General features: G+C 58.9%; 13 protein-coding genes. 7 read left to right on the top strand and 6 right to left on the bottom strand.

Annotation, left to right across the window (positions count from 1 at the left end):
* The first annotated feature begins 1 nt into the window (after position 1).
* The 5 genes from traA to FY152_26035 all read left to right on the top strand — a co-directional run bounded on the left by traA (position 2) and on the right by FY152_26035 (position 6,490).
* Positions 2-3,304 carry a Ti-type conjugative transfer relaxase TraA gene (gene traA / locus FY152_26015; GenBank protein UXS35725.1) on the top strand — a complete coding sequence of 1,101 codons (3,303 nt, stop codon included), beginning with the start codon at positions 2-4 and terminating at the stop codon, positions 3,302-3,304.
* Positions 3,301-3,831, top strand: a complete 531-nt coding sequence (gene traF, locus FY152_26020) for a conjugative transfer signal peptidase TraF (protein UXS35610.1) — start codon at positions 3,301-3,303, stop codon at positions 3,829-3,831. Before traA ends, traF begins: the two co-directional genes overlap by 4 nt.
* Positions 3,821-5,017: a conjugal transfer protein TraB gene (locus tag FY152_26025; GenBank protein UXS35611.1), complete on the top strand. Its 1,197-nt coding sequence runs from the start codon at positions 3,821-3,823 to the stop codon at positions 5,015-5,017. Before traF ends, FY152_26025 begins: the two co-directional genes overlap by 11 nt.
* Positions 5,018-5,030: 13 nt before the next feature.
* Positions 5,031-5,657 carry a conjugal transfer protein TraH gene (locus FY152_26030; protein UXS35612.1) on the top strand — a complete coding sequence of 209 codons (627 nt, stop codon included), beginning with the start codon at positions 5,031-5,033 and terminating at the stop codon, positions 5,655-5,657.
* 524 nt (positions 5,658-6,181) lie between these two features.
* The gene (locus FY152_26035) at positions 6,182-6,490 is read left to right on the top strand and encodes a transcriptional regulator (GenBank protein ID UXS35613.1); all 309 of its coding nucleotides are present in this window, start codon (positions 6,182-6,184) and stop codon (positions 6,488-6,490) included.
* Positions 6,491-6,652: 162 nt separating this feature from the next.
* Here the strand turns inward: FY152_26035 and FY152_26040 are convergent, their stop codons facing one another.
* From FY152_26040 to FY152_26065, 6 genes are all read right to left on the bottom strand, one after another.
* Entirely contained in the window at positions 6,653-8,392 is a 1,740-nt protein-coding gene (locus FY152_26040; protein ID UXS35614.1) for a PAS domain S-box protein, read from the bottom strand.
* A 102-nt stretch (positions 8,393-8,494) separates the two neighbouring features.
* Entirely contained in the window at positions 8,495-8,824 is a 330-nt protein-coding gene (locus FY152_26045; protein UXS35615.1) for a hypothetical protein, read from the bottom strand.
* Between the two features lie 29 nt (positions 8,825-8,853).
* A complete protein-coding gene (gene traR, locus FY152_26050; protein UXS35616.1) occupies positions 8,854-9,558 on the bottom strand; it encodes a transcriptional regulator TraR in 705 nt (234 codons plus the stop codon).
* Between the two features lie 175 nt (positions 9,559-9,733).
* Positions 9,734-11,191: a sucrose phosphorylase gene (locus tag FY152_26055; protein ID UXS35617.1), complete on the bottom strand. Its 1,458-nt coding sequence runs from the start codon at positions 11,189-11,191 to the stop codon at positions 9,734-9,736.
* A gap of 51 nt (positions 11,192-11,242) precedes the next feature.
* Positions 11,243-12,895, bottom strand: a complete 1,653-nt coding sequence (locus tag FY152_26060) for a Na/Pi cotransporter family protein (GenBank protein ID UXS35618.1) — start codon at positions 12,893-12,895, stop codon at positions 11,243-11,245.
* A 39-nt stretch (positions 12,896-12,934) separates the two neighbouring features.
* Entirely contained in the window at positions 12,935-13,081 is a 147-nt protein-coding gene (locus FY152_26065) for a hypothetical protein (protein ID UXS35619.1), read from the bottom strand.
* 355 nt (positions 13,082-13,436) lie between these two features.
* Here FY152_26065 and FY152_26070 point away from each other — a divergent pair, with 355 nt between their 5' ends.
* On the top strand, positions 13,437-14,213 hold the full coding sequence (locus tag FY152_26070) for a DeoR/GlpR transcriptional regulator (protein ID UXS35620.1): 777 nt from the start codon (positions 13,437-13,439) through the stop codon (positions 14,211-14,213).
* Between the two features lie 57 nt (positions 14,214-14,270).
* Positions 14,271-15,836: an ABC transporter substrate-binding protein gene (locus FY152_26075; GenBank protein UXS35621.1), complete on the top strand. Its 1,566-nt coding sequence runs from the start codon at positions 14,271-14,273 to the stop codon at positions 15,834-15,836.
* The last annotated feature ends 34 nt before the right edge of the window (positions 15,837-15,870 follow it).

Raw genomic sequence — 15,870 nt, forward strand, 5'->3', positions numbered from 1 at the left:
CGTGGCCATCGCCCACTTCTCAGCCAGCATCGTCAGCCGCGGCGACGGCCGCAGCGTGGTGCTGTCTGCGGCCTACCAGCACTGCGCGAAGATGGAATACGAGCGCGAGGCCCGCACCATCGACTACACCCGTAAGCAAGGGCTGGTGCATGAGGAATTCATACTCCCGGCGGATGCCCCGAAATGGGTCCGCGCGTTGATTGCAGACTGTTCTGTCGCCGGGGCCTCTGAGGCCTTCTGGAACAAGGTCGAGGCTTTCGAAAAACGCTCCGACGCGCAGCTGGCCCGCGACCTGACGATTGCACTGCCGCGGGAGCTTACATCCGAGCAGAACATCGCCCTGGTCCGTGATTTCGTGGAGAAACATATCCTGGGGAAGGGCATGGTCGCCGACTGGGTCTATCACGACAATCCCGGCAATCCGCACATCCACCTGATGACCACATTGCGGCCGCTAACCGAGGACGGGTTCGGGGCCAAGAAGGTAGCGGTCATTGGTGAGGACGGCCAGCTGGTTCGCACGAAATCCGGCAAAATCCTCTACGAACTTTGGGCCGGTTCGACGGACGATTTCAACGTCGTGCGCGATGGATGGTTCGAACGGCTGAACCATCACCTGACGCTTGGCGGCATCGATCTCAAGATCGATGGCCGCTCCTACGAGAAGCAGGGAATCGACCTCGAACCGACGATCCATCTCGGAGTTGGCGCCAAGGCAATCTCGCGGAAAGCGGAACAACAGGGTGTTCGGCCGGAGCTCGAAAGGATCGAACTGAACGAAGAACGCCGCTCGGAAAACACCCGCCGCATCCTCAAAAATCCAGCCATCGTGCTCGACCTGATCATGCGGGAAAAGAGCGTCTTCGATGAACGCGACGTCGCGAAAGTGCTGCACCGCTATGTCGACGATCCCGCCGTCTTCCAGCAGCTGATGTTGCGCATCATCCTGAATCCGGAGGTGCTACGGCTGCAGCGCGACACGATCGAGTTCGCGACCGGAGAGAAAGTGCCGGCGCGCTATTCGACACGGGCGATGATCCGGCTGGAAGCGACGATGGCGCGACAGGCGATGTGGCTGTCGGACAAGGAAACGCATGCCGTTTCCACGGCGGTGCTCGCAGCGACTTTTGGGCGGCATGGGCGGCTGTCGGAGGAACAGAAAGCAGCCATCGAGTGCATCGCCGGTCCGGCACGCATCGCCGCGGTCGTCGGACGCGCGGGTGCTGGCAAGACCACGATGATGAAGGCGGCGCGGGAGGCGTGGGAGCTGGCCGGATATCGTGTCGTCGGTGGCGCGCTCGCCGGCAAGGCGTCGGAGGGTCTGGATAAGGAAGCCGGCATCGAGAGCCGCACGCTCTCCTCCTGGGAGCTGCGCTGGAACCGCGGTCGTGACGTGCTCGACAATAAAACCGTCTTCGTCATGGACGAGGCCGGCATGGTGGCCTCGAAACAGATGGCGGGCTTTGTCGATGCCGTCGTCAGGGCAGGGGCAAAGATCGTGCTAGTCGGCGATCCCGAGCAGCTTCAGCCGATCGAAGCGGGGGCCGCTTTCCGCGCCATTGTCGATCGGATTGGTTACGCTGAACTCGAAACGATCTATCGCCAGCGCGAGGACTGGATGCGAAAGGCGTCGCTCGATCTGGCGCGCGGCAATGTCGAGAAGGCGTTGGCGCTCTACAATGCCAATGCGAGAATTGTTGGCGAACGTCTGAAGGCGGAAGCGGTTGAGCGCCTGATCGCCGACTGGAACCGTGATTACGATCAGACGAAGACGACATTGATCCTCGCCCATCTGCGCCGCGACGTGCGCATGCTCAACGTCATGGCGCGCGAGAAGCTGGTCGAGCGCGGCATCGTCGGCGAGGGCCACGTCTTCAGAACGGCTGACGGCGAACGCCGTTTCCACGCAGGCGATCAGATCGTCTTCCTGAAGAATGAGACCTCACTTGGGGTCAAGAACGGCATGATCGGCCATGTCGTTGAGGCTGTGCCAAACCGCATCGTTGCGGTGGTCGGGGATCGGGATCATCGGCGGCATGTTGTGGTCGAACAACGCTTCTACAGCAATCTCGATCACGGCTACGCCACGACGATTCACAAGTCCCAGGGCGCGACCGTCGATAGGGTCAAGGTGCTCGCTTCCCTGTCCCTGGATCGGCATCTGACCTATGTGGCGATGACCCGACATCGCGAGGATCTGCAACTCTATTACGGACAACGATCCTTCGCCTTCAATGGCGGTTTGGCAAAAGTTCTTTCCCGGAAAAATGCGAAGGAAACGACCCTCGATTACGGGCGCGGCAAATTGTATCGCGAGGCGCTGCGCTTTGCTGAAAACCGTGGCCTCCACATCGTTCAGGTGGCGCGAACATTGCTGCGTGACCAACTCGACTGGACGCTGCGCCAGAAGACGAAGCTGGCTGATCTCGCTCAGCGTCTGGCTGCTTTCGCTGAGCGCCTTGGCCTCAACCAACTCCCGAAAACCCAAACGATGAAGGAGACCGCACCGATGGTCGCAGGCATCAAGATATTCACCGGTTCTGTTGCCGATACGGTCGGTGACAGGCTCGGCACAGATCCCGCTCTGAAGCAGCAATGGGAGGAGGTCTCGGCGCGCTTCCGCTACGTCTTCGCCGATCCCGAAACCGCCTTCCGCGCCGTCAACTTCGATACGGTTCTGGCAGATAAGGAGGCAGCGAAAGCGGTCTTGCAGAAGCTTGAGGCGGAGCCGGCATCGATCGGGGCGCTGAAGGGCAAGACCGGTATTCTGGCCAGCAAGACGGAGCGCGAGGCGCGCCGCGTCGCAGAGGTCAATGTTCCCGCCCTGAAGCGCGATCTGGAGCAATATCTGCGGATGCGCGAGACCGCGACGCTGCGGATAGTGACCGAAGAACAAGCCCTGCGCCAGCGCGTCTCGATCGACATCCCGGCGCTCTCCCCGGCCGCACGCGTGGTGCTTGAGCGCGTGCGCGACGCGATCGACCGGAACGATCTGCCGGCGGCCCTTGGATATGCGCTCAGCAATCGCGAGACCAAGCTCGAGATCGACGGGTTCAACCAGGCTGTTACCGAACGCTTCGGGGAGCGGACCCTGCTGAGCAACGTGGCGCGCGAGCCGTCCGGAAAGCTGTACGAAAAACTCTCCGATGGTATGCGGCCGGAGCAGAAAGAGCAGTTGAAGCAAGCCTGGCCGATCATGCGCACGGCCCAGCAGCTCGCCGCCCACGAGCGCACCGTGCAGTCGCTGAAACAGGCCGAGGAATTGCGGCAGACGTTGCGCCAGGCACCGGTGCTGAAACAATGAGCAAACGCGCTGTCATCCGGTTTCTCGGTGTCGCAGGCCTCGTCTTGAGCGGCGCCACCGTCATGGGGCTCATCGGTGGTTATCGAGTGAACGTCACGCCGAGCGAACCCCTTGGGCTCTGGCGTGTGGAAAAGCTCCGACGCCCGGTTCAGTCCGGCGATCTGGTGTTTGTCTGCCCGCCGCACAACGCCTTCTTCGAGGAAGCCTGGCTACGCGGCTATCTCCGTTCCGGGCTCTGCCCAGGTTGGTTCGCGCCGCTCATAAAGTCCGTTCTGGCGCTTCCCGGTCAGCGCGTCGAAATCGCCGATCGGATTGTCATCGACGGTCATCCCGTATCGGCTTCCACTGTCAGCGCGACGGACAGCGAGGGCAGGGCGATCGCGCCCTTCGCCGGCGGCGTCGTGCCGCCAGGATTTCTATTTCTCCATTCTTCCTTTGCGAGTTCCTATGATTCACGATACTTCGGCCCGATCCCGGACAGCGGTCTTCTCGGCCTGGCGCGGCCGGTGTTCACGTTTGACCCGTGACCGCTGGCGTGTGGCGCTCCTGATCCTGCTTTCGATCGCCGTCGGAGCGGTCGGCTGGAGCGGCGAGGCCCTCCTTCTTCCGACAGCCATGCTCTTTCCGTTGCTATGGGCGCAATCTCCATCACGACTGGTTGCGGGCGCGGTGTCTGCCGGGTACTTCCTCACCGCCTCGCGCGGCCTGCCGCAGGGTGTGGCGAACTTCTACGCCGCCGATTTCTGGCACGGCCTCCTGCTATGGCTGGCGGCCTCGGCCGGCTTTGTCGCCGTGCATGCGGCGTTCTGGCCCGCGCGCTTGCAAAAGAGGCTTCCGGGAAGGGGCGCTCTGGGTTGGGGAAAGCCGGTGCGCTACCTTGCGGCCGCGGTGCTGATGGGGCTGCCGCCCTTCGGCATCACCGGGTGGGCGCATCCACTAACCGCAGCGGGCATTCTGTTTCCCGGCTTTGGATGGTGGGGGCTGGGTGCGACCACAGCCGGCCTCGCGATGATGACATCGCGATACTGGCCGGCTGCTGCCATTGCCCTGGGAGGCTTCTGGTTCTGGTCCGCCGCTACGTGGACGCAACCTGTCCTACCGGATGGATGGAAAGGCGTCGACCTCGAACAGGGTCAAACGCTTGGACGTGATGGTTCGCTTGACCATCACCGTGACCTGATCGCAACGGTGCGCGCGGCGGCAGGAGCGGAAACCCGTGTCATCGTTCTTCCCGAAAGCGCCCTCGGCTTATGGACCCCGACTGTCGCACGGCTTTGGCAGGCAGGCTTGCGAGGGGCGGACATCACCGTGATCGCCGGCGCGGCCGTCATCGACCCGGGCGGCTACGACAACGTCATGGTGACGATCTCGGAGGGTGAAGCACGGATCCTCTATCGCGAGCGCATGCCGATTCCGGTATCGATGTGGCAGCCATGGTTGCAATGGACCGGGCAGGGCGGTGGCGCTCGAGCGCATTTCTTCGCCAACGCGGCCGAGGATCTCGCCGGCACGAGGATCGCGCCGCTGATCTGCTACGAGCAGCTCATCGTCTGGCCCATACTGCACTCGATGCTGTTTTCCCCCGCCGCCATCATCGCCACGGGCAACGGATGGTGGACCGAGGGAACGTCGATCGTCGCCATCCAACAAGCAGGCGTGATCGCCTGGGCGAAACTCTTCGGGCGACCCGTCGTCACGGCTTTCAACACATAAGGAGACTTTCGCGATGGTCGATTCCGCCCTCATCAAGGAATGCAGCGATCCCGGCCTGAAGCCCGCGATCGTCGAAGAGTTCATCGAACGGGCAGGGGCGCCGGACCCGCTCGCGGTCACTGTCCGCTCCGGCAACCGCATCGTTCTGGTGCCGAAGCCGACAACGCCGGACGAAGCGCTCGCATTGATACGCCAGAACCTCGGCCGCAATATCGTTCGCGTCGGCTTGACGCAGTATCCCGCCGGGCTCGGTATCGTCGAGGCGGGCCAGTTGAAGCCGGACCTGATCGAGCCTTGCGAAAACATCAAAATGGGCACGGCCCTGTTCGCCAAAGTCTATCGTATCGTCACCAAATGGTACGGTAACCCTACCGAAAGCGAGGTCCTTCCGCAGGTTTTTGAAGACGCGATCATCGCATGGCAAACGGGGTATTTCGAGGGGACAGCGGTGTTCCGGGCAGCCGATCCGGGCGACGTGAAGCTGCCAGAGCCGGAACCAGGGGTGGAAGAGGAAAGGTCCGGAGCCGGTAGTGACAAGATGAAGGGCGGCAACGTCGATGCACTCGAAGCGGAACCGGTCGACCCGAACAGGGCTGGTATTCGGATCGACCTTTCCGGCATCGGCGCGCGCGGGAAGTGAGGACAAGTTCCTCGCGTCTGCGTCGATGAACGCGGGCCAGGAGCGAAAAATTGCTCGGTCCGTGCGCCAGGCGAATCGCAGTCAATGAGAGCACGGCAGAGAACAACCAAGTGTCGTCGCGATTTACCAATGCATTCTATCTCTGGTCGCAAGTCGCGTTGATTTCTTCTTCGAAAGCATAGGCCTTGAGGTATTTTGTGCCTTCCATCGAGGTGGGCATGTGAAGATTTGCACCGTCGTTCTGTCGATCGGCGCTGGCATCTCTTTGGAATGGCTCTTATAAGGGGCATGACGCAGTACGCGCTGTGTTGCGGCTTAGAATCCGCAGATGAACGGTTGGCGCTGACCGAAACGGTGCCAGGAACCCTCTGACCTTGTGGCCGGGGGCCTGTGACTCATGTCCAGGCGCCTCGGTGCTAAAGGTCTCAGGGCCGATTCATCTCGGATTCTAACCCCCGGCTAGGGTTCAAAGGGTTCAACGTCAGCGGGGGCGCACCGCAGACAAAACCAGGGTTAGGTCAGGAATGGAATCGGAAGATGCAACATTGACGAAAAAAGTTGAGCTCCGGCCACTGGTCGGCTTAACTCGTGGACTACACCCGGCTGACCTCGAGAAACTGACCATAGACGCAATCCGTGCGCATCGGCGACTGGTCGAAAAGGCCGACGAACTTTTCCAGGCCCTGCCGGAAAGCTATAAGTCGGGAAAGGAAGTCGGAGGCCCACAGCATCTGTGTTACATCGAGGCCAGTATCGAGATGCACGCGCAGATGAGCGCTGTCAGCACGCTGATCAGCATTCTTGGCTATATCCCGAACGCCACCGTGAACTGAACCGGTTTCCGTTTGTCTCATGGCTAATTTTTATAGCGGGCTATGATGTCATATCGGTCCTGAACTATTGCGGCAGCTCAGACCCGCTATCTTCATCGGAGGAAAGGCGGCGTGACACGAGCTCCTCCGTTCGGTCTCTTTGATACCGACCGCGGTGGAACCCTACGCAGCGAAGACCTGGGCAGCGCGGCTCGACGGTTTGGCGACTGGCGCGACGGATGGCCGATGAACCTGGCCAGCAAACGCTTGCGTTCGGCCGGTATCATCGAACCTGAAATGCTCCAGCAGCTCGAATAGCGCGGCGGCCTCGCGAGCAAGGCTGTGGCTGGCCGCCGTCTGCTCCTCGACCATCGCGGCGTTTTGTTGCGTTCCCTGATCGACGCTGTTCACGGCCTTGTTGATCTCACCGAGAGCGTTCGACTGCTCGCGTGCCGCTTCGACAATCGCGACGACATTCGTGTTGATGTCGTGGACCTGGGTTGCGATTTCCTGCAGCGCGGAACCGGCTTTCGTGACAAGCGATACCCCGCTCTGGACCTGGCTGCCCGACGAGGTGATCAGCGTCTTGATTTCCTTGGCGGCCTTGGCCGATCGCTGCGCGAGCTCGCGGACTTCCTGCGCGACGACCGCGAATCCCTTGCCCGCTTCGCCGGCACGGGCCGCTTCGACACCGGCATTCAGCGCCAGGAGGTTGGTCTGGAACGCGATCTCATCGATGACACCGATGATGTTGGAGATCTCGCGAGAGGACGTTTCGATCTGATCCATGGCGCCGATCGCGTCGCGCACCACCTCCCCGGAATGCTCTGCATGTTCGCGGGTGCGTGCAACGAGTTGGCCAGCCTCCTCCGCCCGACGACTGGAATCCTTGACCGTTGTGGTGATTTCCTCGAGCGCAGCGGCGGTCTCCTCGACCGAGGCGGCTTGTTGCTCGGTGCGTTTTGCCAGCTCGTCGGCGGCGGTCCGAATCTCGCTGGATCCCGCGGAGATCGCCCTGGCGTTGTCGGCGACAGTCGCCATCGCGCGCTTCAGCTTGTCGGAGGCGGCGTTGAAATCGGTGCGCAAACGTTCGAGCGAGGGGATGAACGGTTTTTCGATTTGCTGCGCCAGGTCACCGTCCGCCAGACTGTTCAGGCAGCCCGCGAGCTGTTCGACGTTTTCGACCCGGGTGGTCACGTCGGTCGCGAATTTCACGACCTTGAAAACTCTGCCGTTCATATCGAAGATCGGATTATAGGATGCCTGGATAAAGACCTTGCGACCACCCTTGCCGAGCCGCATGAACTCGTCCGCCATCAAATCCCCGCCTGCAAGCATCTTCCAGAAATTCCGATAGTCGGGCGACGCGGTATAGGATGGTTCGCAGAACATCGAATGGTGTTTGCCCTGGATCTCGCTCAGAGAATATCCGAGGGCGGACAGGAAATTCTCGTTGGCGGTCAGGACGTCGCCGGTCGGCGTGAACTCGATAATCGCCTGCGCCCGCGACAAGGCCTCGATCTTGCCGGCATCTTCTGCAACTTTCAGCTTCTGGGCGGTGATGTCGGTGGCGATCTTGACAACCTTGACCGGCTTGCCACGGCGCATGACAGGGTTATAGGACGCCTCGATCCAGACTTCCTTGCCGCCCTTGCCGATGCGCTTATATTGCTGCTGGTCGAAGTTGCCGGCGGCGAGTTTCGCCCAGAACGCCTTATAATCCGCCGATTTCACAAATGCCGGTTCAACGAACATGCTGTGATGTTTGCCGATAATTTCTGATAGCTCATAGCCGAGCGCCCGGCAGAAATTGTCGTTGGCAGTGAGTATCCTGCCGGACAGATCGAATTCGATCATGGCCTGAGATTTAGAGAGGGCGGCAAGTACCGCGCATGCATTGGCACCACGATTGAGAATATTCACTAGGCGACCTCCCAAGGATACTTACCGGACCGAAGGTCGCGGCAGAGCGCGAATAGTTGCATACGATGTTTAATCTTCATTTAAACATGGAACTGGCATCCATCAATTATGCCCGCTTAAAGCGCTCGAAGAGAAGGAGGAGATTGTATCAACAATCATGTGCCGCTCGATAAGCGCTTCCATGTTGCGATTGAGCAAAGACAGCAGCAGGTGTTTTGTGACGGCCCGGGTCTCGATTTTTTCGAGATAGAGCGGACGCCACGTGAGGTCGAGATCCTGGCTTAGGTCTTCGTGCAACTTGACTATCTCCTGCCGGGCCGCTTCCAGGCTATCGAAAAACTGAACGGTGGTGTGCCCGTGCAGCCAGTGCGCCTGATCATCGGCAGTCGCCTGAGAATAGGTGTAGAACGTATAGGAAGTTACTGACATCATTCCTCTCCCCTGGTTTGTCTGTCACGTTTTCAGATCAGCTTTCTTCTGATTGCGAGGGCGGTGAGATGGGCCTTACTGCGAACGTCGAAGCGCTTCATGGCCTCGCGGAGCTTGACACGGACGCTGTTGTACTTGACGCCCTCCACGTCTGCGACTTCCTCCATTGTCATGCCGACGGCGATCCATCTGAGATAGGTCGCCTCTTTCGGATCGAGCCAGGCGGCATCTTCCACTGTCGGAGTGGTCTGAAGGAAAGAGATGCGGGCATGGAGCTGCCCGACGGCGCCCGCGGCTGCGACCGCGTCGATTTCACGGTCGAGGTCGATCGCCGGCCTTTCCGACGCCAGCGTGAACATCGACATCGATCCGTTGGCGGTCTTGATCGGAATGGTGATGCCGGAGCGGATGCCGAAATCGGCCGCATGCGCGTAGAAGGCACGCTCTTCCTTCGATAGCCGCGATCGTTCCTGTTCGCCGGACCAGGCAAAGACGTGCTTCCTGGATTTCGCGCGCTTGACGACCGGATCGAGTTTGTCGAAGTTGTTCTCGAAATAAGCCGATCGCCAGTCACGATGATAATTGGTGACCGCGATGGTGTGTTTGTGCTGGATATGGAGATAGGCATAGCCGGTGAAGCCGAAATGTTCGGCAAGGTCGGCAAGGCCATCCTTCAGGATGCACTCGTCGCCCTGAATTGCGGCAAGATCGGTCAACTTGTCCAGCCAGTGCTGCATTCCATACCCCCATATGCTGGTGTGCGATGCCTACTCTAACGTTTGCTCCCAGCAGCCGACCGCCGGGCTGAATCTGCTTTCATCCTCTTTTACCCAGACAACTCAGGCTGAGCCGAAGCATTTTTCCACGAGGTACATGCTCCAACGCTTCACGAATATCCGTACTATCCCCCTGTCACTCGACGATCTGCATCTCGCTCTGACCAGATGCGGCAATGCTCGCCTTGCGGTCGGCAAATGAGATCTTCAATTCAGCAAAAGCATCGCCGTGTTGCCATGAAAGCACCAACGCTCCGGCATCAGCAATGGTGGCCTTGAGCGCTCCACCGAAGGCGGGATGGGTGTTCCTGAAACGGATCAGATTTGAAAGGCGATGGAAGAGCGGCGTCTCAAGGGCCGTACCGATTTCGTCGTTGCCGTAAAAGTGCCGGTTAATGTCACGCCCCACGCCCGTTTTGGCGAGCAGGTCCATATCGTTTACGCCGCCCAATAAACCGACATAATAGACTTGCGGAATTCCTGGAGCAAAAAACTGAATTGCCCGAGCGATGAGATAATCATTATCGTTGCGACCAAGCGCGTCATAGTAGGTGCAGTTTACCTGATAAAGGTCCAGATTCGATGCAGCGGCCCCCGTCGCCTGGCGGCTCTGGCCATCCGATCGCCTATGGATCTCTTCCACAAGATTGTCGATCGCCTGGGGTTCGAGGAGGCCCGCCCGGCCGTCGCTATGGGCACCGACATCTATAACGCCGATCCCGTCATGGGTGTCGAGAACGGTGATCGCGTTACGGGGGCTTATTGCCAGCCACTTTGCCAGCGGCGTGGCGTCTCCCGTAAACAATGCATGCAAGATGAGCGGTGGTAGTGCGAAATCGTAGACCCGGTCGACCTTCTTCGCGATCTCGATTTGGTCACGATGATAACTATGAATCTCGACCAGAACCTCCATGCCGCGGTTGCGGGCCTTTCCAGCCACTTCTTCGAGGAATGCGTAGGTATCGTCGATCATGAAGCAACTGCTGCCCGCTTTCTTGATCGCGTATCCCGCGGCGTCGAGGCGGATCGCCGTCACATTCGCCTCCGAAAAGCGATCGAGGATCGTTTCGAGATAGGTTGTGCCTTTGGCGCTGTGGACATCGATGTCGATCTGCTCCGGTGTGAAGGTTGTCCAGAGCATCCGCTGAGTACCATCAGCCAGGGTCACCTTCGAAAACGGTAAACCGGGGCGCGGTCGATAGATCCTCAGAAGGTCTTCTTCGGTGGCGCCATCGGGAAATACCTTATCGAACGTCATGAACATGTCGGCAAATTCGGACGCCGAACCCTTGGCAATGAAGTCCGTGAATGCGCCGGATTGCGATGAGACATGGTTGACGATAAGATCGGCCATGATTTCCACGGATCCCGACAAAGCCCGCACATCCTCCCAGTCGCCGAGGCGCGGATCGACGATCGTGTGATCTGTTGGATCGAATCCGGCATCAGCGCCATCGATCGGATTGAAGAAAGGCAAGACATGGACGCCGCCGAACAGGCCAGCGAACTTGCCATCGACCAGTTCCTTCAATTGCCTGAAACCACCTCTGGTCAGGCGGTCAACATAGGTGATAAACTGCACTTTGTTTTGCATTTCAATTTCCAGTATGTGTCGTCTTACGAGGACGAGTTGATTTTCTTTCACTCAGTCTGCAGAGCCGCCCGCGATGAGACGGCTCTCGCCCAGTAATCCTTGCTCGTCCATGATCGGGTGAGCAACCGAGACGATATGCGCGTTGATCCGCTTGAGATCACGCAAGATGTCGAGGTGAAGCGAGCTGGTTTGAAGGCTGTCGGTGCGCCCGTCGCGCAGACGTTCCAGGTGGCGCTCGGAAGACTGTTTTTCCATGTGCCGGACTTCGACTTTCCGCTCCATGAGCTGACGCGCGAGATTGATGTCCCGGGTGATAAGGATTGTTTGTGCGATCCGGAGATTATCGACGGTGAGCTGGAAGAGTTGTGTTAGTTCGGAGAAGCCGTCATCAGAGAATTTCAAACCGTGGGCGATCTTCTTCGTGACCTCGGGCAGCAGACCTTTCTCGACAATATCCCCGATATGTTCGAGGTTGATGGCGTAGTCGATGATGACGATCGAGCGTCGGCCTTCGTCTTCCGACAGTCCAGTACGGCCGAGTTTCGATAAGTAGACCTTGACCTCCTGCTGTAACCGGTCGACCTGGCGCTCAAGCTGCGCAATATCCTTCAATCTCGCGGCATTGTTCTGCTGGAACGCGTCCGACACTCTCAAGAGCATTCTTTCGATCAGGTCTCCAACGCCAAGCACTTCGCGTGCAGCACTCGTCAGTGCTACGACTGGTGTTGATAGCTCATCCGGATCGAGGAATTTCGGTGTGTTGTCAGCCTGTTCGGACGCGGGGATGAGGACCCCCATCCACCGTGCAAGAAGGCGGGAAAACGGCATGGCCAGGAGAGCCAGGCCGATATTTAACGCGAGATGCGCGTCCACGGGAAGTTTGGACGCTGGGACCGGCAACATCGAAAGCCAGCTGGCCAAAATATCGGCCACTGGCAGGATCAGCAGGCAGCCGATTGCCCGGACAATCAGATTGCCTAGTGTGACCCGCCTGGCCGCCGCCGATGCTGATAACGACGCGATCACCGGAGGTATTGCGCCACCGAAATTGGCTCCAAGAACCAGCGCTACGACAAGCCCGCCAGAGAGGATTCCGGTGGAGGTCAACGACAAAATCAGAACGACCGCAGCCAAGCTTGAAGATGAAGCAAATGCGATGGCCGCGGAAAAGATCATCGCGACCGGCCAGGCGTTTTCAAGCAGGCCGATAAACGCTGCGAGCGCCGGCGAATGGCGAAGCGGCTCGGTCGCGTTGCTGAGTAGGTGTAGTGACAGCAGCATCAGCGCGATACCGAGCAGCGCTGTTCCGGCGCCCTGCCTGGAGGTCGAACCGCCTCGATAGAGAATGATGCCGACGAAGAGTAGGGCAGGGGACACCCATTCGATGCCCGTTGCGACGATCCAGGCGGTGACCGCCGTTCCGACATTGGCGCCGAGGAGGACGACCTGCGCCATGCGAGGCTTGATAAGCTCTCGTTCCACAAACGAGGAGACCATCAGCGCCGTCGCTGTAGAACTCTGAAGCGCGACTGTGGCGACGAACCCTGATAGAAACGACCGGGCGCTGCTTTTCGTGCCGGAGGCGAGGCCCGTTCGCAATCTGGCCCCAAGCGCACGGGAGGCTCCGTCCTTCACCTGGGCCAGGCCGAACAGCAGCAACGCGACGGCGCCGCAGAGATTTATGAGAACGATTGTCGATTCCAAGTCGCGCCTCTCGCTAATTCTGTTGGAAGTAAGCCTTGATCAGCCAAGCGGCTGCTCGCAACAGAGATCGGCCAGACGGGTGCCGTCTTGATTCGTCTCGAGAGGGAAGCGGTTCTCGTCGCAGACCTTGTCCAGCTTGCGGTTGATGAGGGTGCCGGTGGGCGAGCAGGGAGGAGAGCTGCCCACCGGCATCTTGCCCGCGCCGTATCGCAGGCAAGATGAATTCCAACTGGTTTCGTATTGTTGTCGTGCGGAGTAGCGCTGATCCGCGCTGGTTTTGTTGACGGCAGTTCGACATCGAATGAGTCATCACTCCTCCTAGAAGCTTACGATCTTGGTGCGGTGCGAAAGTGAGCGATTTCGATCACATTAACAAAGGCTTCCGCTTAGCTACCCGACGCTTCTTGATCCCCAACAATGCGTAATCGCTTGTAATGTATTGTTACGATGCAACAAAACTGTCACCAAACTTTCATTTGACGAAGAACGATTACGCTCATAGTGTGAGCGATATAGACCATTTCTTGTTGGAAGGGAAGCGTTGGTGTTCAACTCGACTCAGGACCGCCAGGCGAAAATCGTTGAGCTTTTGCGCGATGAGCAGTTTTTGGCTATCGGCAGATTGACGGAGCACTTCCAGATTTCGGTGGCCACCGCGAGGCGCGACTTGAGCGAACTCCACGAGGCCGGACTCTTGCGTCGAACTCACGGCGGTGCGGTCAGCGTCACGCAGGTTACACAGGACAAGCCGAACGCTGCCCGCGCCGTCTGGAATCGGGCGGAGAAGGCGGCCATAGCCGGAGTCGTTGCCGGTATGATCGTCGAGGGTGACACGGTTCTTCTGGACGCCGGTACAACTGCGCTGGAAGTTGCCAAGAAGCTCGCTGACCGCAGAAACCTCACCTTCATCTCGAATGGTCTCGACATTGTCGAGGAATTGACGAGAGGGGAGGGCAAAAGCATTTATTCGGTCGGGGGCGAGTATACCGAAACGAACCGCTCCTTCCGCGGCCCTTTGGCGGAGCAGTTTATCCGCCAGTTCAATGTCGACAAACTCATTCTCAACGCGGCGTCGATCGATGTTGATCGCGGATTGATCTGTACGTCGTCGCCCGTGAACGCGAGTGTCGCTCGCGCCATGATCGAAGTTTCGAGCCGCGTGATCGTCGTCGCGGATCATTCGAAATTCACAAAATCGAGCCTCTCGGTGACGGCCAGGATCGAGGATGTCGGTGTGATCGTCACCGACTCTGGAACCCGAACCATCATTGAGACAATACCGGAAAAGCTGCGGAAGAAGTTCGTTGTTGCGAACTAGGTTCGACGGCCGCGCGCGAATTAAAGCCTCATTCAACAGAGCTGGGAGGAAAACCAGATGCTTAAGACCAATCGCAGGAATTTTATGATGGGCACCGCGGCGATAGCGGTCGCTTCAACTGCCGGTGCGAAGTTCACCTTCGCGCAAGAACGCCGGGCGCTTCGCCTGGGTGTGAACGGATTGCCGAACTCGCTGGAGCCGGTCAATGCAATCAGCAATGTCGGCCCGCGTATCGTCAACCAGATATTCGACACGCTGATAGCGCGCGATTTTTTCGCGAAGGGAGCTCCCGGCAATGCCATCGACCTCGTTCCGGCACTTGCCGAGAGCTGGGAGCGCATCGATGAGAAATCGGTTCGCTTCAAGCTGCGGCAGAAGGTCATGTTCCACGATGGTGTTGAACTGACCGCGGACGATGTCGCATACACCTTTTCTTCCGAACGCCTTTGGGGTCCCGAAGCGATCAAGAAAATCCCGCTTGGGAAATCCTATTCGCTCGATTTCGATGAGCCCGTGGTCGAGGACAAATACACAGTCACACTTCGCACAAAGACCCCGAGCTATCTCATCGAGACCTTCGTCGCATCCTGGATGAGCCGCATTGTTCCCAAAGAATACTACAAGAAACTGGGAGCAGTAGATTTCGGTAACAAGCCCGTTGGAACAGGCCCGTACAAGTTCGTGGAATTTGTTGCCGGCGACCGTGTGGTGCTGGAAGCCAACGACGCCTACTGGGGTCCAAAGCCGACTGCATCGAAGATCACCTACCAGATCGTCGCAGAGCCAGCCACACGCGTCGCGGGTCTGATCAGCGGTGAATACGATATCATCACTACCCTGACGCCGGACGACATTCAGCTGATAAATAGCTATCCGGACCTCGAAACGCGCGGGACGCTCATCGAAAACTTCCACATGTTCACCTTCAATATGAACCAAGAAGTTTTCAAGGATAAGAAGCTTCGGCGCGCTCTTGCTCTGGCTGTCAACCGGCCAATCATGGTTGAAGCGCTCTGGAAGAAACAAGCATCTATCCCGCATGGCTTCAACTTCCCGAACTATGGCGAAACTTTCGATCCAAATCGGCCCGCCATGGAATACAATGTCGAGGAAGCCAAGCGCCTGGTGACGGAGAGTGGCTACGACGGAACGCCGATCACCTATCGTACGATGGGCAACTACTACGCTAACGCCGTCCCAGCTCTGATGATGATGGTCGAAATGTGGAAGGAAATCGGCGTCACCGTCGTGCCGGAAATTTTCGCGCCGGGCACCACAGTGCCCGACAACCAAAGCTGGATGCGGAACTGGTCCAACGGTCAGTGGATGACGGATGCCTATGCAACCATCGTCCCCGAGTTTGGACCCAATGGCCAGGTCCAGAAGCGGTGGGGCTGGCAAGCGCCGGCCGAATTCAACGAGTTGTGCGAGAAGGTCACGGTGCTGCCGAATGGCAAGGAACGCTTCGACGCCTACAGTCGCATGCGAGACATCTTCGAAGCGGAGGCGCCCGCCGTCATTCTCTACCAGCCCTACGACGTCTACGCCGCCCGCAAGGATGTCCACTGGACGCCCGTAAGCTTCGAAATGATGGAGTTCCGGAACAACCTCAGCTTCGCCTGAGCGTGAGTTTCGTTGGTGGCGGCGCGTATTTGGA

This window comes from Agrobacterium tumefaciens, assembly GCA_025560025.1.
Classification (GTDB): domain Bacteria; phylum Pseudomonadota; class Alphaproteobacteria; order Rhizobiales; family Rhizobiaceae; genus Agrobacterium.

Coding starts and splice junctions, on each gene's coding strand:
- FY152_26075 (UXS35621.1), top strand. CDS start 14,271: ATGCTTAAGACCAATCGCAGGAATTTTATGATGGGCACCGCGGCGATA.
- FY152_26030 (UXS35612.1), top strand. CDS start 5,031: ATGGTCGATTCCGCCCTCATCAAGGAATGCAGCGATCCCGGCCTGAAG.
- traR (UXS35616.1), bottom strand. CDS start 9,558: ATGCAGCACTGGCTGGACAAGTTGACCGATCTTGCCGCAATTCAGGGC.
- traF (UXS35610.1), top strand. CDS start 3,301: ATGAGCAAACGCGCTGTCATCCGGTTTCTCGGTGTCGCAGGCCTCGTC.
- FY152_26035 (UXS35613.1), top strand. CDS start 6,182: ATGGAATCGGAAGATGCAACATTGACGAAAAAAGTTGAGCTCCGGCCA.
- FY152_26045 (UXS35615.1), bottom strand. CDS start 8,824: ATGATGTCAGTAACTTCCTATACGTTCTACACCTATTCTCAGGCGACT.
- FY152_26055 (UXS35617.1), bottom strand. CDS start 11,191: ATGCAAAACAAAGTGCAGTTTATCACCTATGTTGACCGCCTGACCAGA.